This is a genomic window from Rhodococcus sp. D-6, assembly GCF_040256695.1.
Classification (GTDB): Bacteria; Actinomycetota; Actinomycetes; order Mycobacteriales; family Mycobacteriaceae; genus Rhodococcus; species Rhodococcus pyridinivorans.
The window spans coordinates 5,109,259-5,135,347 of record NZ_CP132970.1; the positions used below are offsets into that span (position 1 = coordinate 5,109,259).

At 67.5% G+C, this 26,089-nt stretch carries 23 protein-coding genes and 1 pseudogene; 16 read left to right on the top strand and 8 right to left on the bottom strand.

From position 1 onward, the window contains the following. Positions 1-38: 38 nt before the first annotated feature. On the bottom strand, positions 39-1,568 hold the full coding sequence (locus tag RBB84_RS24095; protein WP_064256908.1) for an AMP-binding protein: 1,530 nt from the start codon (positions 1,566-1,568) through the stop codon (positions 39-41). Positions 1,569-1,709: 141 nt separating this feature from the next. Then, positions 1,710-2,609, bottom strand: a complete 900-nt coding sequence (locus RBB84_RS24100; RefSeq protein ID WP_231912066.1) for a crotonase/enoyl-CoA hydratase family protein — start codon at positions 2,607-2,609, stop codon at positions 1,710-1,712. A 45-nt stretch (positions 2,610-2,654) separates the two neighbouring features. On the opposite strand from RBB84_RS24100, the gene RBB84_RS24105 reads away from it, so the two are divergent. From RBB84_RS24105 to RBB84_RS24120, 4 genes and pseudogenes are all read left to right on the top strand, one after another. Continuing rightward, positions 2,655-4,322 (top strand): acyl-CoA synthetase, encoded by a 1,668-nt coding sequence (locus tag RBB84_RS24105; RefSeq protein ID WP_064256907.1) that lies wholly within the window; start codon positions 2,655-2,657, stop codon positions 4,320-4,322. A gap of 8 nt (positions 4,323-4,330) precedes the next feature. After that, the gene (locus tag RBB84_RS24110) at positions 4,331-5,443 is read left to right on the top strand and encodes a nitronate monooxygenase family protein (RefSeq protein WP_024102947.1); all 1,113 of its coding nucleotides are present in this window, start codon (positions 4,331-4,333) and stop codon (positions 5,441-5,443) included. A gap of 275 nt (positions 5,444-5,718) precedes the next feature. Beyond that, complete coding sequence (locus RBB84_RS24115; RefSeq protein WP_019290097.1) at positions 5,719-6,939, top strand: CoA transferase; 1,221 nt, start codon at positions 5,719-5,721, stop codon at positions 6,937-6,939. A 93-nt stretch (positions 6,940-7,032) separates the two neighbouring features. Beyond that, a pseudogene (locus RBB84_RS24120) lies at positions 7,033-7,772 on the top strand (nitronate monooxygenase family protein); the annotation flags it as partial. 16 nt (positions 7,773-7,788) lie between these two features. Here the strand turns inward: RBB84_RS24120 and RBB84_RS24125 are convergent. The 4 genes from RBB84_RS24125 to RBB84_RS24140 all read right to left on the bottom strand — a co-directional run bounded on the left by RBB84_RS24125 (position 7,789) and on the right by RBB84_RS24140 (position 12,383). Then, complete coding sequence (locus RBB84_RS24125) at positions 7,789-8,310, bottom strand: DUF3253 domain-containing protein (protein ID WP_064256906.1); 522 nt, start codon at positions 8,308-8,310, stop codon at positions 7,789-7,791. 118 nt (positions 8,311-8,428) lie between these two features. Next, positions 8,429-10,063 (bottom strand): long-chain-fatty-acid--CoA ligase, encoded by a 1,635-nt coding sequence (locus RBB84_RS24130; RefSeq protein ID WP_064256905.1) that lies wholly within the window; start codon positions 10,061-10,063, stop codon positions 8,429-8,431. A 4-nt stretch (positions 10,064-10,067) separates the two neighbouring features. Beyond that, positions 10,068-11,183, bottom strand: coding sequence for an acyl-CoA dehydrogenase family protein (locus RBB84_RS24135; protein WP_006551902.1), 1,116 nt, complete (start codon positions 11,181-11,183; stop codon positions 10,068-10,070). Positions 11,184-11,198: 15 nt separating this feature from the next. After that, entirely contained in the window at positions 11,199-12,383 is a 1,185-nt protein-coding gene (locus RBB84_RS24140) for an acyl-CoA dehydrogenase family protein (protein WP_064256934.1), read from the bottom strand. Positions 12,384-12,515: 132 nt separating this feature from the next. Between RBB84_RS24140 and RBB84_RS24145 the strand changes: the two genes are divergently transcribed. The 12 genes from RBB84_RS24145 (at position 12,516) to RBB84_RS24200 (ending at position 24,211) form a co-directional block, all read left to right on the top strand. After that, positions 12,516-12,701 carry a ferredoxin gene (locus RBB84_RS24145; protein ID WP_006551900.1) on the top strand — a complete coding sequence of 62 codons (186 nt, stop codon included), beginning with the start codon at positions 12,516-12,518 and terminating at the stop codon, positions 12,699-12,701. A gap of 133 nt (positions 12,702-12,834) precedes the next feature. Continuing rightward, complete coding sequence (locus tag RBB84_RS24150; protein WP_024102954.1) at positions 12,835-13,761, top strand: 3-oxoacyl-ACP reductase; 927 nt, start codon at positions 12,835-12,837, stop codon at positions 13,759-13,761. A gap of 468 nt (positions 13,762-14,229) precedes the next feature. Continuing rightward, entirely contained in the window at positions 14,230-14,994 is a 765-nt protein-coding gene (locus RBB84_RS24155; protein ID WP_006551898.1) for an ABC transporter permease, read from the top strand. A gap of 16 nt (positions 14,995-15,010) precedes the next feature. Continuing rightward, positions 15,011-15,859, top strand: coding sequence for an ABC transporter permease (locus tag RBB84_RS24160; protein WP_024102955.1), 849 nt, complete (start codon positions 15,011-15,013; stop codon positions 15,857-15,859). Positions 15,860-15,869: 10 nt separating this feature from the next. Beyond that, positions 15,870-17,048, top strand: coding sequence for an MCE family protein (locus tag RBB84_RS24165; protein ID WP_064256904.1), 1,179 nt, complete (start codon positions 15,870-15,872; stop codon positions 17,046-17,048). Between the two features lie 2 nt (positions 17,049-17,050). Next, the gene (locus RBB84_RS24170; RefSeq protein ID WP_024102956.1) at positions 17,051-18,070 is read left to right on the top strand and encodes an MCE family protein; all 1,020 of its coding nucleotides are present in this window, start codon (positions 17,051-17,053) and stop codon (positions 18,068-18,070) included. Next, entirely contained in the window at positions 18,067-19,125 is a 1,059-nt protein-coding gene (locus RBB84_RS24175) for an MCE family protein (protein WP_019290089.1), read from the top strand. The genes RBB84_RS24170 and RBB84_RS24175 overlap by 4 nt, the downstream gene beginning before the upstream one ends. After that, entirely contained in the window at positions 19,122-20,450 is a 1,329-nt protein-coding gene (locus tag RBB84_RS24180) for an MCE family protein (RefSeq protein WP_064256903.1), read from the top strand. Before RBB84_RS24175 ends, RBB84_RS24180 begins: the two co-directional genes overlap by 4 nt. Further along, complete coding sequence (locus tag RBB84_RS24185; RefSeq protein ID WP_024102958.1) at positions 20,447-21,664, top strand: MCE family protein; 1,218 nt, start codon at positions 20,447-20,449, stop codon at positions 21,662-21,664. The genes RBB84_RS24180 and RBB84_RS24185 overlap by 4 nt, the downstream gene beginning before the upstream one ends. Beyond that, the gene (locus RBB84_RS24190; RefSeq protein WP_064256902.1) at positions 21,661-23,073 is read left to right on the top strand and encodes an MlaD family protein; all 1,413 of its coding nucleotides are present in this window, start codon (positions 21,661-21,663) and stop codon (positions 23,071-23,073) included. The genes RBB84_RS24185 and RBB84_RS24190 overlap by 4 nt, the downstream gene beginning before the upstream one ends. Further along, positions 23,073-23,585 carry a hypothetical protein gene (locus RBB84_RS24195; protein WP_064256901.1) on the top strand — a complete coding sequence of 171 codons (513 nt, stop codon included), beginning with the start codon at positions 23,073-23,075 and terminating at the stop codon, positions 23,583-23,585. The genes RBB84_RS24190 and RBB84_RS24195 overlap by 1 nt, the downstream gene beginning before the upstream one ends. Next, the gene (locus RBB84_RS24200; protein ID WP_064256900.1) at positions 23,582-24,211 is read left to right on the top strand and encodes a hypothetical protein; all 630 of its coding nucleotides are present in this window, start codon (positions 23,582-23,584) and stop codon (positions 24,209-24,211) included. The genes RBB84_RS24195 and RBB84_RS24200 overlap by 4 nt, the downstream gene beginning before the upstream one ends. A 10-nt stretch (positions 24,212-24,221) precedes the next feature. On the opposite strand, the gene RBB84_RS24205 is transcribed toward RBB84_RS24200, so the two are convergent. Then, on the bottom strand, positions 24,222-25,733 hold the full coding sequence (locus tag RBB84_RS24205) for a trehalose-6-phosphate synthase (RefSeq protein ID WP_064256899.1): 1,512 nt from the start codon (positions 25,731-25,733) through the stop codon (positions 24,222-24,224). 85 nt (positions 25,734-25,818) lie between these two features. Beyond that, on the bottom strand, positions 25,819-26,028 hold the full coding sequence (locus RBB84_RS24210) for a hypothetical protein (protein WP_016692417.1): 210 nt from the start codon (positions 26,026-26,028) through the stop codon (positions 25,819-25,821). Positions 26,029-26,089 lie beyond the last annotated feature (61 nt).

Consider the following 26,089-nt stretch of genomic DNA (forward strand, 5'->3'; position numbering starts at 1 on the left):
CGTTCCGTGAGGACGGCTTCCGCCCGCCGCGTGTGGCGTCAGGAGGCGTAGGCCGCCTTCAGCTTGCCCTTCACCAGCTTGCCCGTGGGGGTGCGGGGCAGTTCGTCGACGAAGTCCACCGACCGCGGCACCTTGAAGTGGGCGACCCGCTCGCGGACGTACGCGATGAGGTCGTCGGCGAGATCGGGTGATGTGGTGGCACCGGACGACACCTGCACGACGGCCTTGACCTCCTCGCCCATCTCCGGATGGGGTACGCCGATGACGGCGACGTCCTCGACGGCCGGGTGCAGGGCGAGCACGTTCTCGATCTCCTGCGGATAGATGTTCACTCCGCCGGAGATGATCGTGAACGACTTGCGGTCGGTCAGATACAGATAACCGTCCTCGTCGAGGTAACCGAGGTCGCCGACCGTGGTCCAGGTGGGATGCTCGGGATGCTGCGACGCCGCGGTCTTCTCGGGATCGTTGTGGTACGAGAACGGAACCTTCTCGTACTCGAGGTAGATGGTCCCCACCTCACCGGCCGGGAGTTCCCGCCCTTCCTCGTCGCAGATGTGCGCGGGCCCGAGCACGCTCTTGCCGACCGAACCCGGGTGTTCGAGCCATTCCTGGCTGTTGATGAACGTGATCCCGTTGGCCTCGGTGGAGCTGTAGTACTCGTAGATCACCGGTCCGAGCCAGTCGATCATCGACCGCTTGACCTCCGGCGGGCACGGCGCGGCGGCGTGGACGAGCACGCGCAGACTCGACAGGTCGTGGCGGGCACGGATCTCGTCGTCGAGCTTGAGCATGCGGACGAACATCGTCGGCACCATCTGCCCGGCGGTGATCTTGTGCTCCTCGATGTGCCGGAGCGCGGTCTCGGCGTCGAACTTCTCGGCCAGGACCACCGTGCCGCCGAGCGCGTGGATCGCCCCACCCCAGCGCAGAGGCGCTGCGTGATAGATCGGGGCGGGGGAGTAGTAGACGTCGGAGTCGGTGAGGCCGAAGAGGAACTGTGCCACCGTCACCAGCGGCTCACCGGGTTCGTCGACGCGACGTTCCGGGAGATCCGGCTGGATTCCCTTGGGGAAGCCCGTGGTTCCGGACGAGTACAGCATGATGGCGCCGCACGGTTCCTCCTCGAGCCGCGGACCGGCCCCGGCGAGGGCGTCCTCGTACGACTCGAAACCGCGCACGGCGCCGCCGAACGCGAGTCGCGCGGAACCGATCGTGACCTTCTCGCCGACCTGTTCGGAAAGCTCACCCAGCGTCGCCGAGACAATCAGGGCCTTCGCGCCGCTGTCCTCGACGATGTACGCCACCTCGCCGGCGGTGAGGTGGCTGTTGACCGCCGTGATGTACAGCCCGGACCGCATTGCGGCCCAGAACACCTCGAATGCCTCCGGCCGGTTGTCGGTGAGGAGGGCGACGACGTCGCCGGGGCGGAGCCCGGCATCGTGCAGCACTCGGGCGAGCGCCGCCGACCGGTCGTCGAGTTCGCGGTAGGTCAGGCTCCGGCCACTGTCGGCCAGGACGACGGCGAGCTTGTCCGGGGCAGTGCGGGCGTGGACTCCTGGATACATGGGGGCTCCTCATTGCCTCGACATCGCCTCGACGAACACTGTGATCTTGTGGTCTGGATCACGGCCGACAATGTAGCAGAGCTAAGGAGATGGTTGTGACCGTGCTCTCACGGGTGGGAGTGCGGTCCACAGTGGCGCAGGTCAGGAACCCGAGAACTTCGGGGCACGCTTCTCCGCGAACGCCCGCGGCCCCTCCTTGGCGTCGGCGCTCTTGAAGACGGCGGCGCCCAGTTCGGCGTCGATCCGGAACGCCTCCTCCTCGTGCAGACCTTCCGAGTCTCGGATGGTCCGGAGGATGGCCTGCACGGCGACCGGGCCGTTGTTCGCGATCGTCTCGGCGATCTCGAGGGCCTTGTCGAGTGCGGTGCCGTCGGGGACGACGTAGCCGATGAGCCCGATCTCCTTGGCCTCGGCGGCCTTGATGTGGCGGCCCGTGAGCAGGATGTCGGCGGCGATCGTGTACGGGATCTGCCGGACGAGGCGCACGGCGGATCCGCCGAGCGGGAACAGTCCCCATTTCGCCTCGGAGACGCCGAATTTCGCGCTCTCGCCGGCGACGCGGATGTCGGTGCCCTGCAGGATCTCGGTGCCGCCGGCGATCGCGGCGCCTTCGACGGCCGCGATGAGCGGTTTCGTCAGGCGGCGGCCCTTCAGTAACGCCGGCAGACGCGACAGGTCCCAGCCCCCGTCGTTGCCTTTCCCGTCGCTCCGCTCGCCGTGCTCGAACTTGTCTCCGGGAGGCGCTGCATTCATGGCCTTGAGATCGGCACCCGCGCAGAACGCTCCACCGGCGCCGGTGAGGATCGCGACGCGGATCTCGGGATCGTTGTCGACGCGATCCCAGGCCTCGTTCATGATCGCCATCATTTCGCCGGACAGCGCATTTCGTGCCTCGGGGCGGTTGAGCGTGACGATCAGAACGTGGCCGCGTTGCTCGACGAGGCAATGCGGTTCGCGGGACGAAATGTCCGAATCGGCTGCGCCGGGGGCTTCGGTAGCGGACACTGGCAGGACTCCTCGCAGGATTGTGAACTGGATCATATTCAGGTCTTGTCAGAAACGGTAACACGTTCTACTTTTGTCAGCGTGGCCCTAAACATCGCAGACCTCGTCGAACACGCAATCGACCTCGTTCCCGAGCGCGTCGCGCTGGCCTCGGACGGACGTGAGGTCACCTACGCACAGCTGGAGGAACGAGCCAACCGACTTGCTCATTACCTGCGCGAACAAGGTGTGAAGCCGGGCGACAAGGTCGGCATCTACTCGCGCAACACCATCGAGGCCGTAGAGGCGATGATCGCGGTCTTCAAGATCCGCGCGATCATGATCAACGTCAACTACCGCTATGTCGAGAACGAGTTGCAGTACATCTTCGACAACTCCGACATGGTCGCGCTCGTCCACGAACGTCGCTACTCCGACAAGGTCGCGAACGTCCTGCCGAACACTCCGCTGGTGAAGACCGCCGTGGTGGTCGAGGACGGCACCGACGCCGACTTCTCGGCCTATAGCGGCATCGAATACGAAGCGGCACTGGCGCAGAGCAACCCGGAACGCGACTTCGAAGACCGCAGCGCCGACGACATCTACATGCTCTACACCGGCGGCACCACCGGTCACCCCAAGGGCGTGATGTGGCGTCACGAGGACGTGTGGCGCGTCCTCGGCGGCGGTATCAACTTCATGACCGGGGAATGGGTCAAGGACGAATGGCAGCTGGCGAAGGAGGGCGCCGAGAATCCCGGTCTCGTGCGCTATCCCATCCCGCCGATGATCCACGGTGGCGCCCAGTGGGCGCTGTTCCAGTCGTTGTTCAGCGGCGGCAAGGTCGTCATGCACCCCGAGTTCTCGGGCCACGAGGTGTGGCGCATCATCGACGACCACAAGGTCAACGTCATCTTCATCACCGGCGACGCCATGGCCCGCCCCATGCTCGACGCACTGGAGGAGGGCAACCCGACAACCGGTCAGCCCTACGACCTCTCGACCCTGTTCGCCATGGCATCGAGTGCGGCCCTGTTCTCCCCGTCCATCAAGGACCGTTTCCTCGATCTGCTGCCCGGCAAGATCATCACCGACTCCATCGGCTCGTCCGAGACCGGCTTCGGTGGCATCGGCATCGCCGAGAAGGGCAAGACCCTCGGCGGCGGCCCCACGGTGAAGATCGACGAGTCGACCACCGTCCTCGACGACGACGGCAACCCGATCGAACCGGGTTCCGGAAAGGTCGGCATGGTCGCGCGCACCGGCAACATCCCGCTCGGCTACTACAAGGACGAAGCCAAGACCAAGGCGACCTTCCGCGAGTACAACGGGATCCGCTACTCGATCCCCGGTGACTACGCGCGCGTCGAGGGTGACGGCACCGTCACAATGCTCGGCCGCGGTTCGGTCTCGATCAACAGCGGCGGCGAGAAGGTCTACCCCGAAGAGGTCGAGGGCGCACTCAAGCAGCACCCGGCGGTCTTCGACGCCCTGGTGGTCGGTGTGCCGGACGAGCGCTTCGGCGAGCGGGTCTGCGCCGTCATCGCCCTGCGCGAGGGCGAGCAGACGACGCTCGACGAACTCATGACGACGGCACGGTCGAAGATCGCAGGGTACAAGGTGCCGCGCGCGGTGTGGTTCGTCGACGAGATCAAGCGGTCGCCGGCCGGCAAGCCCGACTACCGGTGGGCCAAGGACCAGACCGGATTGCGTCCGGCCGACGAGGTCTACAACAACGGCGACGGCAACGGCGCCGCGGCGACGGGATAGAAGGACGCATGCAGACCGGCCTCAGCAAGAAGTTCGGTATCGAGTATCCGATCTTCGGATTCACGCCTTCCGAACACGTCGCGGCGGCGATCAGCCGCGCGGGTGGACTCGGTGTCCTCGGGTGTGTGCGGTTCAACGACCCGGAGGAACTCGACGCCGTCCTGACCTGGATGGACGAGAACACCGACGGCAAACCGTACGGCGTCGACATCGTGATGCCCGCCAAGGTGCCCACCGAGGGCACCGCGGTGGACCTCGACAAACTGATCCCCGCCGAACACCGTGCCTTCGTCAACCGCACGCTCGAAGAACTCGGTGTGCCGCCGCTGTCCGACGACGTCGGCAAGGCGAGCGGTGTTCTGGGCTGGCTGCATTCGGTCGCGCGTTCGCACGTCGACGTGGCACTCGCACACCGGCCCGCCCTGATCGCCAACGCCCTGGGGTCGCCGCCGAAGGACGTCATCGACCTCGCGCACGAGAAGGGAGTGCCGGTCGCGGCACTCGCGGGTGCGGTCGAGCACGCGAAGCGGCACGTCGAGAACGGTGTCGACATCGTGATCGCGCAGGGCTACGAGGCCGGCGGGCACACGGGTGAGATCGCATCGATGGTGCTGTGGCCCGAAATCGTCGATGCGCTCGGCGATTCCGCGGCAGTGCTCGCCGCCGGTGGTGTGGGATCGGGACGGCAGGTCGCGGCGGCGCTGGCCCTCGGCGCCTCCGGTGTGTGGATGGGTTCGTACTGGCTCACCACCTCGGAGTACAAGCTCGGGGCGGCCGCGCACGGTCCGTCGTCGATCCAGCGCGCGTTGCTCGGAGCGAGCTCGTCCGACACCGTGCGGTCGCGGATCTATTCGGGAAAGCCCGCGCGTCTGCTCAAGACCAAGTGGACGGAGGCGTGGTCGAAACCCGGTGCGCCCGAACCGCTGCCGATGCCGCTACAGAACATCCTGGTGAGCGAGGCGCATCAGCGCATGTCGGCGGCCGATGACCCCGAGGCCGTCGCGATGCCGGTCGGGCAGGTGGTGGGGCGGATGAACGAGATCCGTCCCGTCGCGGAGATCATGGCCGACCTCGTGCGGGGCTACGACGAGGCCGTCGATCGGCTGAACGAGGCGCGATAGGACCACAGTGGTGGGGTGGCAGGTGCCCGGGGTGGAGTGATCCGCCCCGGGCACCGTCCCTTTCCGGGATCTGCGTCGGCCGGGGTGTCGCCGGACAGGGGGGCAGCGGCGGTCGCGGGTGGGGGTCGACGGCTGAGGTGTGCCCGACCCGGCACTACCCTGGGGTGGACGTGACGCGAGCGGTACCGGTCGTGAACCGCACCGCAGCGGACTCGAAGCGTTCACCGAGGAGGAGGCCGTTCACCTCGGTTACCGAGCAGAGGACGGAAGACGCAGTGACACAGGCCGAGTCGCAGGCAACCGGAGCGCTCGCGGACATCAGGGTGCTCGAACTGGGCACCCTGATCGCCGGGCCGTATGCAGGACGCCTGCTCGGCGACATGGGCGCCGACGTCATCAAGATCGAGGACCCGAAGCGGCCCGACCCGCTCCGCACCTGGGGGCAGGGCGAACGGGACGGGCACCGCTTCTTCTGGACGGTGCACGCCCGCAACAAGCGGTGCATCACCCTCGATCTGCGGGCGCCCGACGGGCAGGAACTGTTCCGGCGTCTCGTCGCCGAGTCCGACGTGGTGGTCGAGAACTTCCGTCCCGGCACGCTCGAGAAGTGGGGGCTCGGCTACGACCTGCTCTCCGAGATCAATCCGGGCATCGTGCTGGCTCGCGTCTCCGGATACGGGCAGACCGGTCCCAAGGCCGGGCAGGCCGGCTACGCGTCCGTGGCCGAGGCTGAGAGCGGTCTGCGGCACCTGAACGGCTATCCCGGGCAGGCGCCCCCGCGACTCGCGCTCTCCCTGGGCGACTCCCTCGCCGGGATGTTCGCCGTGCAGGGCATCCTCGCCGCGCTGCTCGGCCGCGAACGGACCGGACGCGGGCAGGTCGTCGACGTGGCGCTCACCGAGGCGTGCCTCGCGATCCAGGAATCGGTGATCCCCGACTACGACGTCGCAGGCGTCGTCCGCGGCCCCTCCGGCACCCGGCTCGAGGGCATCGCCCCGTCGAACCTGTACCGGACGTCCGACGACATGTGGATCGTCATCGCCGCCAACCAGGACACGGTCTTCCGTCGCCTGTGCGCGGCGATGGAGCGCCCCGAGCTCGCCGACGACCCGCGCTTCGCCGACCACCTCGCGCGCGGCGTGAACCAGGACGAGCTCGACGCCCTCATCGGCGAGTGGGCGGCGACGTGGACGCTCGACGACCTGCTGGCGCACCTGTCGTCGTCGGGTGTGGTGTCCGGGCCGGTGAACACCGTCGCGGAGGTCGTCGCCGATCCGCAGTTCCAGGCACGGGACATGATCGTTCCGCATCACGACGAGCGCACCGGCGCAGACGTACTCGGCCCCGGTGTGGTGCCGACGCTCACCGGGACGCCGGGTTCGGTGCGTCGTGCCGGCCCGCCCGTCGCGGGATACGACAACGCGGCGGTCTACGGCGAGATCCTCGGACTGAGCGACATCGAGCAGAAGGAACTGCGCGAGCGCGGAATCATCTGAGGTACGCAACGCGAGGCGAAGGCTCGCAACGTCGGCAGTCACTACCGGTGTTGCGAGCCTTCGTCCGTTGTTGCGTACCTTCCGCGCAAGGTCACCCCGCAGGTGGAGGTGGCGCTGCAGCATCCGAAGGTCACGCTCATCGCCAACGCACTCGGCACCCCGCCGGCCGACATGATCGAGCACATCCACAAAGCCGGTCGCAAGGTCGCGGCGCTGTGCGGTTCGCCGAAGCAGGCCCGCAAGCACGCCGACGCCGGTGTCGACATCATCATCGCCCAGGGCGGCGAAGGTGGCGGGCACTGCGGTGAGGTCGGCTCGATCGTGCTGTGGCCGCAGGTCGTCAAGGAGGTCGCGCCGGTCCCGGTGCTGGCGGCCGGAGATATCGGCAGCGGCCAGCAGATCGCCGCGGCGCTCGCGCTCGGCGCCCAGGGTGCGTGGACCGGTTCGCAGTGGCTCATGGTCGAGGAGACCGAGAACACCCCGGTGCAGCAGGAGGCCTACATCAAGGCGAGCAGCCGCGACACCGTCCGCAGCCGCTCGTTCACCGGCAAGCCCTGCCGCATGCTCCGCAACGACTGGACTGAGGCGTGGGAGCAGGAGGCAACCCGAAGCCCCTCGAAATGCCGTTGCAGTACATGGTCTCCGTCATGGCCGTCGCCGCCACTCACAAGTACCCCGACGAGTCGGTCGACGTCGCGTTCAACCCCGTCGGTCAGGTCGTCGGGCAGTTCACGAAGGTCGACAAGACCTCCGCGGTCATCGAACGCTGGGTGCAGGAGTACCTCGAGGCGACCGGCACGCTGGAGAAGCTGAACGAGGCCGCGAGCGTCTGATCCGCTCGGATTCGTCTCACCAGGAGGGACGAGGGTGCTCGAGGTTCGGTCCGGGTGCAATCCGGATCGGGCCTCGTGCCGTCTCCATGTCCACCGGCTCGCCCTTCTGCGTGATCACCACGTGTTCGCTGCGTTCGAGTTCGGCGGCCACCGAGCGTGCGGCGTCCATGAGGTCGCGCCACGAGTCGCCACCCGCGACCCGCGCGGCGTCGCTGGGACAGATGGTGGACGGATTCCGTTCCCGGAGCAGCGCGCAGATCGTGGCCGCCAGCCGTTCACGATCCGCATATTCGTCGCGTGGTTCCCACCACGGATGCCCGCGTTCACCGAGCGCGACCTTCGCGTCCTGGACGCGGTGCCGTGCGGAGTCGCCGTCGCTCTTCACGAGACGCCGAGCGCGCATCAACTCCGCCACGAGTTGCTTTTGCAACGGTTCAGGAATCGTGGGATCGGTGGCACGCCAGCGCCGCCCGTTCACCACCACATATCTGCCGTCCGGCGTGCGCTCCGCCCCTCCGGATGACCCGTCGGTGTCCATCGGTCCCGCCCGTCACTCGACTCGACGGCGACGGAAGTCCTTCCGGACTTGTCGCCGAACAACCACCGCCGCGGCACAACTGTACGCGTGGGGGCGCGTCGACCGAGGGGCGACGACGCTATCGCGCAGGAGTGCCGAGGGAGGCCGGTTCGAGAAGCTGCGCCAGTTCGTCCGACAACAACCGGAATTCGGAATCGCCACGTTCCCGAATCCAGACCGGATCGGTGCAGTACCAGCGTTCGGCGGCCAGAGAACGGGACAGGACCTTGAAGGTCGCGGTGCGGGGGAATTCGCGGCAGATACGGATCAGGGTGGGCATCTGCTTGGGACCGAGATCGGTCTGTGCATCGAGGAAACGCGCGAAGGCGGCGGGATCGAAGTCGGAATCCGCGGCGGGAATCACGGCGGCCATCACGCGGTCGCCGACCTGCCGGTCGGGCACCCCGTACACTGCGACCTGAGCGAAGCCCTCGTACCGCATCAGGATGCGCTCGATGGGCGCCGCACCGAGATTCTCACCGTCCACCCGGAGCCAGCCCGAGCTGCGTCCGGCGAAGTAGACGAAGCCGTTCTCGTCCCGGTAGGCGAGGTCGCCGCTGTGATAGCGCCCGTCGCGGAGGCGTTCGGCGTCGGCCTCGGGGTTGTTGTAGTAGCCGTCGAACAGACCGGCACCGCGCACGTTGACGAGCTCGCCCGTCGCGGCGTCGGCGTTGGTGATCCTGCCGTTCGCGTCCGACACCGCCGGAGGGCAGCGTCGCCCCGTCTCGGGATCGAGGATCTCGATGCCCTCGGGAAGCCGACCGAGGGCGCCGGCCGGGACGTCGGGTGCCGACGCGATCGCGATGCCGCCCTCGGTCGAGCCGAACCCGTCGACCACCCGAGCGCCGAAGCGCCGCGTGAACTCGGTGACGTCGTCGGCCGACGCCTCGTTGCCGTACACGATGCGCAGCGGGTTGTCGTGGTCGTCGGGCTGCTCGGGAGTCGCCACCACATACGACAGCGGCTTGCCGACGTAGTTCGCGAAGGTCACGCCGTAACGGCGGACGTCGGGAAGGAAACCCGACGCCGAGAACCGGCGACGCAGGGCGATGCTGCCGCGCGCGGCGAGTCCGATCGACCAGCCGGCGATCATCGCGTTGGAGTGGAACAGGGGCATCGACACGTACACGGTGTCGTCGGAGCCGAGACCGAACCGCGTGGCGAGCATCGTCGCGGGATCGGTGAACTTGCGGTGCGTGCACCGCACGGCCTTCGGGTCGCCGCTCGTGCCCGACGTGAAAATCAGCATGAACAGTTCGTCGGGGGAATGCGCGGCAGTCTCCACGACCGTGCCGGCGAACGGGGCGAGCATCACCGTCCACTCGGGGGAGTCGACGTCGATCACCCGCACGTCGCCGAGATCCACACCGTCGAGCAGGGACGCATGTGCGGCCTCGGTGAACACGACCCGGCAGTCGGCGAGCGCGATGTCGCGGGCGAGCGCCGCACCGCGCCGGGTCGTGTTCAGGCCCACCACCACCGAACCGGAGAAGGCCGCGGCGCCGAGCAGGAACGAGAACTCCGGGACGTTGTCCATGAGGATCCCGATGTGCTTCGGTGCCGGGCCGTCGAGCAGGTCGCGCAGCAATGCGGCGCGTCGCTGGGACTGTGCGACGTGTTCGCGCCAGGACAGCTCGGTCTCCTCGAAGCGCAGTCCTCGATCGTCGACGTCGGCGAGTCGTTCGAGCAGTTCGGTGACAGTGAAGGCGCACATGCGATCAGGCCGGGACGTCGGCGAGTTCGCGTCCGAGCGCGCGCAACTGGTCGGTGGCGGAGCCGAGCAGGAACTCGTGGTGCTTGGCCGCGAGGAAGTAGCGGTGCACCGGATGGTCCTCGTCGAGTCCGACACCGCCGTGCACGTGCACGGTGGTGTGCGCGACACGATGTCCCGCATCGGCAGCCCAGAAGGCCGCGGTGCGCAGGGCGTCGTCGTGACGCTCACCCGAAGCCATGCGGAAGGCGGCCTGCCACAACGTCAGACGCACCGCCTTGACGTCGATATAGGCGTCGGCGAGTCGCTGGGAGACGGCCTGGAAACTGCCGATCGGGCGGTCGAACTGGACGCGTTCGCGCGCGTACTGCGCGGTGAGCTCGAGCGCCTGCTCGAGGACGCCGCACTGGTAGGCGGCGGAGCCGAGCAGGCTGCGGTCGCGCAACCACGTCGCCACGGCGAGGCCGTCGGTGCCGAGGACACGATCGGCCGGGAGCGCGACCTGCTCGAGGGTGACGATGCCGCGACTGTCGAAGTCGGTGGTCTGCTGACGGGTGATCGAGACACCCGGATCGTCGGGTCGCACGAGGAAGACCGACACCGAGTCGCCGATGGTGGCCGGGACGAGGAAACCGTCGGCGACCGGCGCCGAGTCGACGACGATCTTCACGCCGTCGAGCACGTGACCGTCGCCCGTGGCCTGCGCCCGGGTCGCCGGGGTCGTGGGATCGGGGTTCAGTTCCTCGGCGAGCGCGGCGGAGAGGATCTGCTCGCCGGTCGCCGCAGGGCGTCCCCACTCGGCCTGCTGCTCGGCGGCGCCGAACTCCGCGATCGCCGACGCGCACGCGGCGATCGAGCCGATGTACGGGACGGCGGCGACGCCGCGGCCGAGTTCGCGCAGGATGCTCGCCTGCTCGAGCGGGCCGTAACCGTCTCCGCCCAGCGACTCGGGAAGAGCGGCGCCGAGCACGCCCGACGATGCGAGCGTGTCCCACAGGGTGCGGTCGAGGCGGTCCTCGGAGGCGTCGAGTGTGCGCAGGTGCTCGTTGGTGACGATGTCCGCGACGATGCTGCGGGTCAGTTCTGCGAGATCCTGCTGGGCCTCGGTAAGGGTGAAGTCCACGGTGCGCGTCCTTTTCTAACGCTTGGCGGGCGGCTGGCCGAGAGCGGTCATCGCGATGATGTCGCGCTGGACCTCGTTGGTGCCGCCACCGAAGGTGAGGATGAGGGAACTGCGGTGCATGCGTTCGATCCGTCCGCGGAGCAGCGCGCCGGCCGAGTTCTGCCGTACCGTCGCCGCGGGTCCGAGGACCTCCATGAGCAACCGGTAGGCCTCGGTCGCGAATTCGGTTCCGAACACCTTGTTGGCGGAGGCGGCCTCCGGGCCGAGCGGGGTCGTGCCGGCGCTCGAGGCGATGTCCCAGTTCATCAGCTGCAGGTATTCGGCCTCGGCGTGGACGCGTGCCAGGTTGATCTGGACCCATTCCTGGTCGATCACCCGTCGCCCGTCGGGCAGATGCGTCTCCTGCGCCCAGCGCCGGACCTCGGTCAGTGCGGTGCGCACGGGGCCGGCGGAGGTGAGCGCGACCCGCTCGTGGTTGAGCTGGTTGGTGATGAGCGCCCAGCCGCCGTCGACCTCGCCGACGAGTGCGGACGCCGGGACGCGCACGTCCTGGTAGTAGGTGGCGCTCGTGTCGGGGCCGGCCATGGTGTGCACGGGGGTGTACGAGAAGCCGGGAGCGTCGGTCGGCACGATGAAGACGCTGATCCCCTTGTGCTTCTTGACATCCGGGTTGGTGCGCGCGGCGAGCCAGACGTAGTCGGCGTAGGCGATCAGGCTCGTCCACATCTTCTGCCCGTTGATGACCCACTCGTCGCCGTCGCGCACCGCGGTGGTGCGCAGGGAGGCGAGGTCGGTGCCGGCGCCGGGTTCGGAATAACCGATCGAGAAGTGCAGTTCGCCCGCGGAGATGCGAGGGAGGAAGAACTCCTTCTGCTCGTCCGTGCCGTAGTGCATGATCGTCGGCGCGACCGAGTCGATGGTGAGGAAGGGGACGGGCGCGCCGGCGATGGCCGCCTCGTCGGTGAAGATCAGTTGGTCCATCGCGGAACGGTTCTGGCCGCCGTACTCCTCGGGCCACCCGAGGGTGAGCCATCCGTCCTTGCCCATCTGCTGCACGACCTCGCGGTACACGTTGCCGGAGCCGTACTCCCCGGTCGTGGCCGCGAGCGCCTCGCGGCGCTCGGGTGTCATGATCTGTGCGAAATAGGCCCGCAATTCCTCGCGGAGGGCTTGTTGCCCGGGGGTGTAGGAGATGTCCACGAACGCTCCGTTTCGTCGCTGCGTGTCCCCGCGAATCGTCTCTGTGGGATCATCGCGAATCATTGCACAGAATTGGAACGCGTTCTAGTCTGGACTCGATCGGTCGGCGCGAATGTGAAGCGAGGTCCCGGAATGGATGTCAAGGTCGACTTCGACCGCTGTGAAGCGAACGGCGTGTGTGTCGGGCTGGCGCCCGACGTCTTCGATCTCAACGACGACGACGAGCTGATCGTCACGCATCCCGTACCCGAGGGTAGCGAGGACGTCGTCCGCGAGGCCGTCGCCCAGTGCCCGCGTGCGGCCCTCGCCGAGGCATGAGCGTCGGACGGTGACCGGCACCGACCCTTGTCAGGAAAGATAACAAGTTCTACATTCTCGGTGCCCCCGGGTCCTGGTGGGGAGAGTACCGGCGTGCGGCCGGCAATCGGCCCGAATCTCGAGGAGTACGTGGATGAGTGCGGACGCCAACGGTGGCGCGGAGAACGACGATCGGGTGTCTCTCGAAGGGCGGGTCGCCGTCGTCACGGGAGCCGGAGCGGGACTCGGACGTGCCGAGGCGCTCGCGCTCGCGCGGGCCGGAGCATCGGTGGTGGTCAACGATCTCGTGGAGAACGACGCGGTGGAGGACACCCTCGCGCGGATCCGCGATCTCGGTGCCGAGGCGGAGTTCGTGCCCGGCAGCGTCGCCGAGCGTGAGACGGCCGATGCGATGCTCGCCGCGGCGCACGGCAAGTTCGGTGGTCTCGACATCGTCGTCAACAATGCAGGCATCACGCGGGATCGGATGCTGCCCAACATGTCCGACGACGAGTGGGATTCGGTGGTCGCCGTGCACCTGCGTGGTCACTTCCTGTTGTCCCGCAATGCCGCGGCCTACTGGCGCGACCGGTCGAAGCAGGAGGGTGGCCCCGTCTACGGGCGTCTGGTCAACACGTCCTCGGAGGCCGGTCTGCTCGGGCCGCCCGGGCAACCCAACTACGGTGCCGCCAAAGCCGGCATCACCGCGCTCACCCTCTCGGCCGCCCGTGGTCTCGAGCGGTACGGTGTCCGCGCCAACGTGATCTGCCCGCGAGCGCGGACGTCGATGACCGAGGCGGTCTTCGGTGGTGCGCCGGACGACGGCATCGATCCGCTCTCGCCCGACCACGTCGCGAATCTGGTCGCCTATCTCGCCTCCCCGGCGGCCGATCGCGTCAACGGGCAGGTCTTCATCGTCTACGGACCCATGGTGGCCCTGATGGCCGCGCCGGTCGTCGAGCAGCGTTTCGACGCCGACGGGCAGTGGACCCCCGCAGCGCTCGCCGACGAGCTCGGCGGTTACTTCGCCGATCGTGATCCGGGCCGGACATTCTCGGCCTCGGCGGCTCTCGATCTGTAGTTCCGGCATCCCCTGCTGTTCCCGTTCGGGGACAGCAGGGGATGCCGTGTCTTCGTCTCCGGGCCGGGATCCTGCAACTACGGGTGACGGACACCGGGGTTCCGGTAGCGTCACGCCCACTCGGGCCGTTCCTCCGGCTCTCGCCCGGCCCCGTGTTTGGCCTGGTACGTGTTCTAATTTTTTCCCCTCCTGCGATGACCCGATCGGGCCGTGACGGCCTCTCGTGTCGAGGTGATCGAGCTCGGGCCCGGCGTCGAGAATCTCACCGAAACCCCAGGGTAAAACCACTTATGAGCGTGTCGATGCGCGTCGGTCGACGCCCGTGTGTCCGTTCGGACGGAAATGGATCGAGATGCCCCTCGACGGATCTTTGACAGGTGAACACGTTCTAGTTAATATGACCCGGGTCACAGCACACGCCATCGATCGGCTGCGCGCCGACGACGTGAGGATCGAAGGGGGTACACGATGGTAGACCTCCTCGAGGTTCCCTTACGGGCCGTCGGCGGACTGTTCGCCATGACCGGCGAGACCGCCCGGGCGGCCTTCCGTCGCCCCTTCCAACGGCGCGAGTTCATCGACCAGGCATGGTTCGTCGCACGCGTCTCGCTCGTGCCCACCGTGCTCGTCGCGGTGCCGTTCACGGTTCTGGTGAGCTTCACCCTCAACATCCTGCTCCGGGAGATCGGCGCGGCCGACCTCAGCGGAGCGGGTGCGGCCCTCGGCGCGGTGACGCAGGTGGGTCCCATGGTCACGGTGCTCATCGTCGCCGGTGCCGGCGCCACCGCGATCTGCGCCGATCTCGCGGCGCGCACCATCCGCGAGGAGATCGACGCGATGCGTGTGCTCGGCATCGATCCGATCCAGCGTCTCGTCGTGCCCCGGGTGCTCGCGTCCACCGTCGTTGCCCTACTGCTCAACGGTCTCGTGTGCACGATCGGCATCCTCGGCGGGTTCGCCTTCTCGGTCTTCCTCCAGGACGTCAACCCCGGCGCGTTCATCAACGGCATCACCCTGCTCACCGGCTTCGGAGAACTGATGATCTCCCAGGTCAAGGCGGGGCTGTTCGGCATGATCGCGGGGCTGGTCGCGTCCTATCTCGGTCTCAATGTCAAAGGTGGAGCGAAGAGTGTCGGCGACGCCGTCAACCAGACGGTCGTGTTCGCGTTCATGGCGCTGTTCGTGGTCAACCTCCTCGTCACGGCCGTCGGCATCAAGCTGACCGCGGGATGAGGGGAGCGGAGATTTCATGGCAGTGATGTCCTGGCGCTTCCCCCGTGCGGTTCGGCGCATGACACGTGCGTCGTCCACCGTGGACCGGGTGGGGGAGCAGGCGCTGTTCTTCGGGCGCGCCCTCGCGACGGTCCCCCGGGCGCTGATGCACTACCCCAAGGAGACGGTGCGTCTGGTCGCCGAGATCAGCATGGGCACCGGCGCACTCGCCGTCATCGGCGGCACCGTCGTGATCGTCGGCTTCCTGACGCTCTTCACCGGCGGCATCATCGCCGTGCAGGGCTTCAGCTCACTCGGCAACATCGGTGTCGAAGCGCTCACCGGCTTCTTCGCGGCCTTCATCAACGTGCGTATCGCGGCCCCGACGATCGCCGGCATCGGGCTGGCGGCCACCATCGGCGCCGGCTCCACCGCCCAGCTCGGCGCCATGCGTGTCTCCGAGGAGATCGACGCGCTCGAGACCATGGCGATCCCGTCCATCCCGTATCTGGTGTCCACGCGCGTGCTCGCCGGGATGATCGCGATCGTCCCGCTGTACTCGCTCGCCGTGATCGCCTCGTTCGTCGCGAGCCGCTTCGCGACGGTGGTGCTCTACGGCCAGTCGGCGGGCGTGTACGACCACTACTTCACGACCTTCCTGATACCCACCGACATCCTGTGGTCGTTCGTCCAGGCCATCGTGATGGCGATCGCCGTGATGCTCATCCACACCTACTACGGTTTCACCGCAGGTGGCGGGCCCGTCGGTGTGGGTGTCGCGGTCGGCAACGCGGTGCGGGCCTCGCTCGTCGCGGTCGTCACCGTCACCCTGCTCATCTCGCTCGCCGTCTACGGCGCGACCGGCAACTTCAACCTGTCGGGATAGGGCGCGCGACATGGACACTCCTTCGTGGAAGAAGAAGTTCGCCGCCTTCGGTCTCGTGGGCGGCCTCGCCGCGATCGTCGCGGTGGCACTGACGATGTTCGCCGGTGGGTTCACCTCGACGGTCCCGCTCACCGTCACCTCGCCCCGGTCGGGTCTGGTGATGGAACCCGACGCCAAGGTGACGATGCGCGGCGTCGAGGTGGGCCGCGTGGCGTCGATCGAGCACACACCGGCCGGTGCGGTCCTGCATCTCGACATGCAGCCCGGGCAGATGCAGCTCATCCCGTCGAACGCAGGGGTGGCGATCGAATCCACCACCGTCTTCGGTGCCAAGTTCGTCGACATCGTCGTCCCCGACGATCCGTCCTCGGTGCCGATGCAGGAAGGCGCCGTAATCGCGGCCGACAACGTCACCGTCGAGTTCAACACGGTCTTCGAGCACCTGTCCGACGTGCTCGCCCAGATCCAGCCCGAGAAGCTCAACGCCACCCTCGGCGCGCTGTCGGAAGCGCTCAACGGACGCGGCGACGCCCTCGGTGCCGCCCTGGCCGAGGCCGATGCGTATCTCGCCGAGATGAATCCGTCGCTGCCGCAACTGCAGGCCGACCTCGTCTCGGCTGCGCAGGTGACCGACGTCTACGCCGACACGGCCCCCGACCTCATGACCACGATCGGCAACGCCACCGACGTCGGCAACACCGTCGTCGACGAACAACAGCAACTCGATCTGCTACTGATGAACCTCACCGGTCTCGCGAACACCGGACGGGACGTCCTGGGGGAGAACGAAACACAGTTGACCACCGCACTCGACAGCCTGAGCCGCACCACCGGCCTGCTCGGTGAGTACTCGCCGCAATTGACCTGCTTCATAGTCGGTCTCAACGACGCCCGGGTGGCGTTCGAACCGATGGCCGGCACCGGGGAGTACGCCGCGCTGATGCTGAGCACCAGCTTCATGGGTGGCGCGACGCCGTACAAACACGCCCAGGATCTGCCCGTGGTCGGCGCGACCGGCGGACCGAACTGCTGGGGCCTGCCGAACTTCGACCCGCGCCGCGACGGTCACGCGCCGTTCGTCGTGTCGAACACCGGCGAAACGCCCTACAAGCCCGCAACGGAAGCCTGGATCCGCTACCCGACGATCTTCCAGTACCTGTTCGGCGACCATCTCGTGGGCGGGCGGTGACCATGAGAGCGACCACCGTCAAGTTCCTGATCTTCGCCGTCACGATGACGTTGATCTTCGCCGGGCTGGCCGTCGTGTTCAGCCAGGCGCGGTTCACCGGCACCGAGAACTACCGGGCCACCTTCACGGACGTCTCCGGTCTCGGTGCCGGCGACAAGGTCCGCATCGCCGGGGTGCAGGTCGGTTCGGTGAAGAAGGTCGACATCGGCCGCGACAACACCGCCGAGATCGAGTTCGACGTGGACGCGAAACACACGCTGTTCACCGGCACCCGCGCCACCGTGCGATACGAGAACCTCGTCGGCGACCGGTATCTCGAACTGCTCGAAGGTGCCGGCAGCGTCGACGTCCTGCCCGCCGGTGGCAACATCCCGATCGAGCAGACCGAACCCGCCCTCGATCTCGACCTGCTCCTCGGCGGGTTCAAGCCGCTGTTGCAGGGCCTCGACGCGCAGCAGGTCAACGACCTCTCCGGAGCTCTGTTGCAGGTCTTCCAGGGGCAGGGCGACACGCTCGTGTCGCTGCTGGGGAACACCAACTCGTTCACCAACTCACTCGCCGACCGCGACCAACTGATCGGCGACGTCATCGACAACCTCAACGCCGTCCTCGGCACGATCGACGATCACGACCGCGAGTTCGAGAACACGATCGAACAGCTGCACACCCTGGTGGGCGGGCTGTCCGCCGATCGTGATCCCATCGGCGCGTCGATCCCGCCGATCGCCTCCGGCACCGCGGATCTCGCCGCGCTGTTGCAGAACAACCGGCCCGACTTGCAGACGGTCATCGCCGAGACGAACCGCACCATGACCCAGCTCGACCTCGGCAAGGACGACATCAACCGCACGCTCGAACGCCTGCCCTCCGACTACAAGAAACTCATCCGCGTGGGTGCATACGGAAACTTCTTCCAATTCTTCCTCTGTGCCAATACTTTCAAGTTCTCCGGACCGGACGGCACCACGATCCGGTACACCACGGCGAACCACGACACGGGAAGGTGTGCGAAGGTCGAATGAGTGCACCCCGTGACCCCAACTACATCCGGACGGGCATCATCGGCCTGGCCGTGTCCGCCGCGATCGTTCTCGCCGGTCTGCAGTACGACCAGCTGCACTTCCTCTCCGGCGGCCTGAGCTACTCGGCGCGCTTCCAGGACGCCGGCGGTCTGGTGCCCGGCGACGACGTCATGCTCGCCGGCGTGAACGTCGGCGACGTCACCGAGGTGCGCCTCGACGGTCAGGCCGTGCTGGTGAGTTTCCGCATCCGGGACGGTATCGGGCTCGGCGACACCACCGGAGCCGACATCAAGACCAACACCGTGCTCGGCCGGAAATCGCTGGCGCTGCGCCCCGGTGGCGACGGTGTGATGCGCCCGAACTCGATCATCGGTATCGAGCACACCAATTCGCCGTACTCACTGACCGACGCACTCGGCGATCTCACGACGACCGTCTCCGAACTCGACACCGATCGCATCAACGACTCGCTCGACGCGCTGTCGCAAACCCTCGAGAACACCCCGCCCGAGATCCAGGGCGCCCTGGAGGGCATGACCCGCCTGTCGCAGTCGATCAACGCCCGCGACGAGTCGTTGCACCAACTGCTCGAGCGTGCCGAGAGCGTGACGGGCATCCTGGCCGAGCGCAGCGACCAGGTCAACGCGCTCATCGTCGACGCGAACGCTCTGTTCGGCGAACTGAGCCTGCGCCGCGACGCCATCACCGAACTGATCGCGAACATCTCCTCCGTCTCGCGTCAGCTCACCGGGCTCGTGCAGGACAACCAGGCGCAGATGGCACCGACACTCGAGAAGCTCAACCTCGTGACGGCCAACCTGCAGGCGAACAAGGAGAACATCGCCGGGGCGCTCGACGGCCTGGGCCCGTACATCAGCGCCCTCGGGGAATCCGTCGCCAGCGGACCGTTCTTCAACGCCTACGTGTCCAACATCCTGCCGGCGCCGTGGTGGAAGGCCATCGTGGACAGCCAGGTCGCGCCCGATCTTCTCCCCGAGGATCTCCAGGACGTGATCCCGGACGGGCCCCCGACGATCAAGAGGGACGGCGAATGAGTACCGATACCGCCCCGACGACCGCCCGCCGTCGCCCACCCCTGCTGGTGCCGGTGATCATCGGTGCCGTCGTCGTGCTCGTGCTCGGCGCCCTCGCCGTGTTCGTCCTGCCGGACCTCGGCAAACGCACGATCCACGCCGAATTCGCGTCCACCAGCGGCCTGTACGAGGGCGACGACGTGCGGGTGCTCGGCGTCTCGGTGGGGCGCATCAGCGACATCGAACCCCGCGACGACCTCGTACAGGTGACGATGAAGGTCGACGACGGCGTCGAGATCCCGTCCGATGCGAGTGCCGTCGTCATCGCGCAGAGTCTCGTCTCGGCGCGCTTCGTCCAGCTCACCCCTGTGTACTCGGGTGGCCCGACGATCGAGGACGGCGCGACGATCCCGATGCAGCGCACGGCCTCTCCCGTGGAGTGGGACCAGATCAAGACCGAACTGATGCGATTGTCCGAAGCGCTCGGTCCAGAGGAACTCGATCCGCAGGGATCTCTCGGCCGGTTCATCGACACCGCAGCCGAGAATCTCGAGGGCAACGGGCAGACCGTGCGCGAGGCCCTTCGGGAGCTGTCGGACACGATGCGCACGCTCTCGGAGGGGCGCACCGATCTGTTCTCGACGATCCGCAACCTGCAGACCTTCGTGTCGGTCCTCTCGTCGAGCAACGAACAGATCGTGCAGTTCGGCGGTCGTCTCGCGTCGGTCTCGGACGTGCTCGCGCAGAGCTCCGACCAGCTCGGTGTCTCCTTGTCCGAGTTGAACATCGCCGTCGGCGACGTACAGCGGTTCGTGCAGGACAACCGGGCCGGGCTCACCGAATCGGTGGAGCGGCTGGCCGATGCGACCGAAGTGCTGGCCCGCAAACGTCCCGAGATCGAGCGGGTGCTGCACTCCGGCCCGACCTCCCTCGCGAACTTCTACAACATCTACAAGCCGGCGCAGGGGTCGCTCACGGGCGCGCTCGCGATCAACAACCTCGCCAACCCCGTCGAGTGGATGTGCGGGTCGGTCGCGGCCGCCGCGAACGCGACCTCCGAGCGCAGCGAGGAACTGTGCCGCCAGCAACTCGGCCCGGTGCTGTCGTCCATCAACGCCAACTACCTTCCGCTGCTGGTCAATCCGCTCGCCGGTGTGCAGGCCTTCCCCGACGACATCGTCTACACCGAAACCTGGCTCGAGGAGGCGTCGGCAGGTCGTGGCACCGCGCCCGAGCCGTCGTCCTCGGAGACCGCGTCGCCGGTCGACGGGATCCTCGGTGGCCTGCCGTCGCTGCAGGTCCCGCAGGATCTGGGTTCTCTGCTGCAGCCGGGAGGAGTGCGATGACCGGCCGCTCGATGTTCCGCCGCCTGGGCGTCGCGGCCACCGCGGTCGCGGTGAGCACGACGCTCACCGCCTGCGAGTGGGACGGACTCAACTCGATTCCCATGCCCGGCAGCGCCGGCCGCGGGGAGGGCGCCTACGAGGTGCAGATCGAGATGCCCAACGTGACGACCCTGACCCAGAACTCGCCCGTGCGGGTCGACGACGTCACCGTGGGGTCGATCTCGGGGATCGAACTCGACGGCTGGCACGCGCTCGTGACGGTTTCGCTCGACGAAGGCGTGATCGTTCCGGCCAACTCGCTCGCCCGGATCGGGCAGACGAGTCTGCTCGGGTCGCAACACCTCGAACTGATCCCGCCCGTCGGCGAACCCCCGCAGGGCCGGCTCGAGGACGGCGACGTCATCCCGCTCGAACGCGCCGGTGCGTATCCGACCACCGAACAGACACTCTCGTCGCTGTCGGTGGTGCTCAACGGTGGTGGACTCGCGCAGATCAACGACATCACCACCGAACTGAACGCGGCGCTCGTCGGCCGGGAGGACTCGATCCGGAATCTGCTCCCGCGCCTGGACGAACTGGTGTCCACCCTCGACACGCAGCGCGGCGACATCATCGCGGCGCTGGAGGGCATGGACCGGCTGGCCGCGACCGTCGACGACCAGAACGCGACACTCGTCCGCGCCCTCGAGGAGTTGCCACCCGCGCTGGAGGTGCTCTCGGATCAGCGTTCGAACCTCACCGCCGCGATGAGTTCGCTCGGTGAACTGAGCACCGTGGCGAGCCGGATCGTCGAGACCTCGAACGACGATCTGAAGGCGAATCTCGAAGGGCTCGCGCCGACGTTGAAGGCCCTGGCCGATTCGGGCAGTGCCCTGACCGAGGTGCTCGGTGTGCTGCTCACCTATCCCTTCCCGCAGGCGGGCATCAACAACATCATCCGCGGCGACTACGCGAACCTCGCGATGACGATCGACCTCACCCTCGACCGCCTCGACCTGAACTTCCTGTCCGGGACGCCGCTCGCGGGACGCCTCGCCGGCCCGGAAGGCATCCTCGGCCGCGACGCGGGACTCGCCGCACAGGCGACGGACCCGTTCCGCGCACCGCTCGAACCACCCCCGCCGCCGCCTCCCGGTCCCGAAGGGAAACTGACGATCCCCGGCATCGGTGAGATCACCATTCCCGGCCTGCCCCTGGGGGTGCCCGCACCATGATGCTCACGCGGTTCGTCCGCATCCAGCTCACGATCTTCGCGATCCTCACGGTCGTCGGACTCGTCGTGATGTCGCTGATGTACGTGAAGTTGCCGGCGCTGTTCGGGATCGGACGGTACGAGATCGTCGTCGAACTGCAGTCGACCGGCGGTCTGTATCCGCACTCGAACGTCACCTATCGCGGAAACACCGTCGGCACCGTGCGGAGCGTCGCCCTGTCGCCGACAGGGGTCGAGGCGTTGCTGTCCATCGACAGCGACGCGAAGATTCCCGCCGATGTGGACGCGGCGGTGCGCAGCGTCTCGGCTGTCGGCGAACAGTACGTCGATCTCGTTCCCCGAGCCGACGGTTCGGGCGGCGAACACCTGGCCGACGGCGACGTGATCCCGATCGACCGCACGAGCGTGCCGCAGGAGGTCGGTGCCCTGCTCGACCAGGCCGACGTGTTGCTCGCCTCGATCAGCGACACCCGGCTGCAGACCGTGGTGGACGAGGCGTTCGACGCGTTCAACGGCTCCGGACCCGAACTGCAGGAACTGATCGACTCGACGCGCCTGTTCGTGCAGGAGGCCTCGGCGAACAGTGCCGAGACACGGCAGTTGATCGACCAGATCGGTCCGCTGCTCGACACGCAGGTGGTCACGAGCGATGCGATCCGGTCGTGGACACGCGACATGGTCACCTTCACCGACCGCCTGCGCGAGAGCGACCCCGACCTGCGAGCCCTGCTCGACGTCGGACCGGGTGCCGCTGCCGAAACCGAATCCCTGTTGCAGGAACTGAAACCGACCCTGCCGTTGCTGCTTGCGAATCTGGTGAGCGTCGGCGAGGTGGGTGTGGTCTACAACGCCGGCATCGAGCAGATCCTGGTGCTGTACCCGCCGATGACGACGGCCCTGATCACCGCGGCCGGCGCCGGCCCGCCCGAGGACGGTGCCGTGGTGGACTTCCACCTGCAGGTCAACGATCCGCCGCCGTGCCTGGCAGGCTTCGTGCCGCCGGAGCAGTGGCGCAGTCCGGCCGATACCTCCGTGGTCGACACACCCGGCGACATCTTCTGTCAACTGCCACAGGACTATCCGAACGCGGTCCGCGGCGCCCGGAACGTACCGTGCATGGAGTACCCGGGCCGTCGCGCACCGACGCCCGCCACGTGCCGCACCGGGTACAGCCCTACCTATTCGGACAATCCGTGGACCGGACCGCCGACACCGGTGGCCTCGGAGAACGTCGCACCCACACCCGCTTCCTACGGTGAGCGCGGCGACACGGCTCCCGCCGGGGTCGCGGCGCGACGGATCGATCCGCAGACCGGGACGTACATTGGTCCCGACGGCACCGTGTACACGCACGCCGATCTCGGTGGAGATCGGAGCTTGGAGAGTTACATGAAGGCGCAGCAGGGCTGATGGCAGACGAGATCGACAAGAAGACGAAGCCGGCATGGGCCAAGCCGGTCGCGATCATCGCGTCCGTACTGGTCATCGCGCTCGTCGCGACCGGTGCCTGGCTCATCGTCGACAGGCAGTCCGCGAACGAACGCGACGAGAAGCGGGAGGCGTACCTGCAGGCCGCGCGGCAGACGGTGCTCAACCTGACCACCATCAACGCCGATACCGCCGACGCCGACGTCGCACGTCTGCTCGAAGGCGCGACGGGTGATTTCAAGGCCGAGTTCGAGGGCCGCGAAGGGCCTTTCGTGGAGGTCGTGCAACAGGCCGGCGTCGACACCACCGGTGAGGTCCTCGAAGCGGGGATCCAGAACGAGGACGGCACGTGCGCGTCGTCGCTCGTCGCCTCCCGCGCGATGGTGAGCAACGCCGACCAGACCGAACCCGAAGCACGCGACTTCCGTCTGCGGGTGACGATCTGCGACGAGAACGGCAGATTGCTGGCGTCGAAGGTGGAGTTCGTGCCGTGACCGACGAGAAGGACGATCGCGTGACGCTCGGCAAGACGACCGACGACACTGTGGCCGGTGGGACCGCAGAGAAGGACGGATCCACCGCCGCCGAGACCTCGGCCGCCGACACCTCCGTCCCGGACGCGATTTCGGATCCGAAGGCCTCGTACCTGCCACACATCGCGATCGGTTTGTCTTTCGTGGCAGTGGTTTTCGCGGTCCTGGTGGGATGGCTCGCCTACGGCACCGTCCAGCAGTCCGCCGCCGAGACGGCACGGACGGAGGCAAGGGTCGCTGCGGAGGAACAGGCGGTCGCGATGCTCGCCTACACCCACGACCAGGTGGACGCGCAGACCGACGCCGCCGCGGAGGGTCTCACCGGCGACTTCCGCGACGAGTACACGAATCTGATGAAGAACATCATCGCGCCGGGCGCCAAGGAGAAAGCGATCAGCGTGCAGGTGAGCGTGCAGGCGTCGTCGGTGGTCTCCGCCGACGCCGACAACGCTGTGACCCTGCTGTTCCTCAACCAGATCACGACGAGTTCGGAGAACCCCGAAGCGGTGAGCAGCGGCAGTCGGGTGCGCGTCGAACTCGAAAAGCAGGACGGGCGTTGGCTCGTCAGCCGGTTGACCCCGATCTAGAAGAGAGCCGTCAGGTGGGGCCGGGTTCGCCGGCCTCACCCGGCGCGATCAGCGCGCGTCCGGCGGCGCCGGTGTTGGCGAGGGTGTCGAGGAACGAACGGGCCCAGCGATCCACATCGTGCGTGAGCACCTGACGGCGCAGCGCACGCATCCTCTTGCGGCCGTCCTCGCGCGGCACCTCGATCGCGGCCTGGATCTTGTCCTTGACGTCCTCGAGGTCGTGCGGATTGCACTGGAACGACTGCCGCAGTTCGGCTGCGGCACCGGTGAACTCGCTGAGCACCAACGCGCCGCCGAGATCGCTGCGGCACGCGATGTACTCCTTGGCGACGAGGTTCATGCCGTCGCGCAAGGGGGTTACCAGCATGACGTCGGCCGCGACGAAGAACGCGATGAGCTCGTCGCGGGGGACCGGGCGGTGGATGTAGTGCACCACCGGACGCCCCACCTCGGCGTACTCACCGTTGATGCGACTGACCGTCCGCTCGATCTCGCCGCGCATGTGGACGTAGGAATCGACGCGCTCCCGGCTCGGGGTCGCGAGCTGCACCATCACGGTGTCCTTCGGGTCCATGCGACCCTCGGCGAGAAGTTCGTGCACCGCATCGAGCCGCACGTCGATGCCCTTGGTGTAGTCGAGGCGATCGACGCCGAGCAGAATCGTCTTCGGGTTGCCGAGTTCCTTGCGCAACGCCTTGGCGCGATCGCGGATGGCCTTGCTCCGCGACTGCTGGTCGAGCCGGCCCGATTCGATGGAGATGGGGAAAGCGCCGACGCGCACCGAGCGGAAGCCGACCTGGACCACGCCGAGCTTGGACCGGATGCCGATGTTGCCGCGTGAGGTCTGGGCACCTGCCAGACGTCGGGCGAGATACAGGAAGTTCTGGGCACCCCCGGGAAGATGGAAGCCGATGAGGTCGGCGCCGAGGAGACCCTCCACGATCTCGGTGCGCCACGGGAGCTGCATGAACAGCTCGATCGGCGGGAACGGGATGTGCAGGAAGAAGCCGATCGTCAGATCGGGACGGAGCATCCGCAGCATCTTCGGCACCAGCTGCAGCTGGTAGTCCTGGATCCAGACGGTCGCGCCCTCCGCGGCGGCCTTCGCGGTCTCCTCGGCGAAGCGGCGGTTGATCTCGACGTAGGAGTTCCACCATTCGCGCCGGTACTCCGGACGCACGATCACGTCGTGGTAGAGCGGCCACAGCGTGGCGTTGGAGAACCCCTCGTAGTATTCGGCGATGTCCTCGGTGCTCAACCGCACCGAGTGCAGGGTCAGCCCGTCCTCGACGATGACGCCCGACTCGGCGTCGGCCACGCCGGCCCAGCCGACCCAGGCGCCGTTGTTCGAACGCAGGATCGGCTCGAGTGCGGTGACGAGCCCGCCCGGACTGCGCTTCCAGCGGGTGGTGCCGTCGCGAAGCCGTTCGAGGTCGACCGGCAGGCGATTGGCGACGACCACGAAGTCCGACCCGGCGTGCGAGTCGTGGTTCCCCGCTGCGTCCGCTTCGCCTGCTGTCACGTTGTGGTCCTCTTTCGGGGCCGGTGCCGTCGCCGGCCCGGCAGTGTGGGTGCCGACATCGGCACCGGGACGGGTGTCGAGCTCGTCAGTGCTTGTCGCTGGGACCGATGCCGAGCATCGACAGCAGCATGCGGCACTCGTCCGCGTTCTCTGCGTAGGCAGCGACGACTCGCTGCGCCTGTCGTGCGGTTTCGTCGGCGACGGGTTCGAGATCCTCGTCGGCGATGTCGTTCGCGGTGGTCGGGTCCGCGGCCATGATGTCCTCCCGGGGTCGCTGCTCTGTGCGAGCACGCATCGTCCTTCGACTCTAGGAGAATCGGACAGCTCGCCGCCACCCGCCTTCCGAGGGCGGTCCT

Coding starts and splice junctions, on each gene's coding strand:
- RBB84_RS24210 (WP_016692417.1), bottom strand. CDS start 26,028: ATGCGTGCTCGCACAGAGCAGCGACCCCGGGAGGACATCATGGCCGCG.
- RBB84_RS24185 (WP_024102958.1), top strand. CDS start 20,447: ATGACCGGCCGCTCGATGTTCCGCCGCCTGGGCGTCGCGGCCACCGCG.
- RBB84_RS24180 (WP_064256903.1), top strand. CDS start 19,122: ATGAGTACCGATACCGCCCCGACGACCGCCCGCCGTCGCCCACCCCTG.
- RBB84_RS24125 (WP_064256906.1), bottom strand. CDS start 8,310: ATGGACACCGACGGGTCATCCGGAGGGGCGGAGCGCACGCCGGACGGC.
- RBB84_RS24155 (WP_006551898.1), top strand. CDS start 14,230: ATGGTAGACCTCCTCGAGGTTCCCTTACGGGCCGTCGGCGGACTGTTC.
- RBB84_RS24110 (WP_024102947.1), top strand. CDS start 4,331: ATGCAGACCGGCCTCAGCAAGAAGTTCGGTATCGAGTATCCGATCTTC.
- RBB84_RS24145 (WP_006551900.1), top strand. CDS start 12,516: ATGGATGTCAAGGTCGACTTCGACCGCTGTGAAGCGAACGGCGTGTGT.
- RBB84_RS24095 (WP_064256908.1), bottom strand. CDS start 1,568: ATGTATCCAGGAGTCCACGCCCGCACTGCCCCGGACAAGCTCGCCGTC.
- RBB84_RS24170 (WP_024102956.1), top strand. CDS start 17,051: ATGAGAGCGACCACCGTCAAGTTCCTGATCTTCGCCGTCACGATGACG.
- RBB84_RS24175 (WP_019290089.1), top strand. CDS start 18,067: ATGAGTGCACCCCGTGACCCCAACTACATCCGGACGGGCATCATCGGC.
- RBB84_RS24100 (WP_231912066.1), bottom strand. CDS start 2,609: ATGATCCAGTTCACAATCCTGCGAGGAGTCCTGCCAGTGTCCGCTACC.
- RBB84_RS24160 (WP_024102955.1), top strand. CDS start 15,011: ATGGCAGTGATGTCCTGGCGCTTCCCCCGTGCGGTTCGGCGCATGACA.
- RBB84_RS24190 (WP_064256902.1), top strand. CDS start 21,661: ATGATGCTCACGCGGTTCGTCCGCATCCAGCTCACGATCTTCGCGATC.
- RBB84_RS24130 (WP_064256905.1), bottom strand. CDS start 10,063: ATGTGCGCCTTCACTGTCACCGAACTGCTCGAACGACTCGCCGACGTC.
- RBB84_RS24150 (WP_024102954.1), top strand. CDS start 12,835: ATGAGTGCGGACGCCAACGGTGGCGCGGAGAACGACGATCGGGTGTCT.
- RBB84_RS24165 (WP_064256904.1), top strand. CDS start 15,870: ATGGACACTCCTTCGTGGAAGAAGAAGTTCGCCGCCTTCGGTCTCGTG.
- RBB84_RS24195 (WP_064256901.1), top strand. CDS start 23,073: ATGGCAGACGAGATCGACAAGAAGACGAAGCCGGCATGGGCCAAGCCG.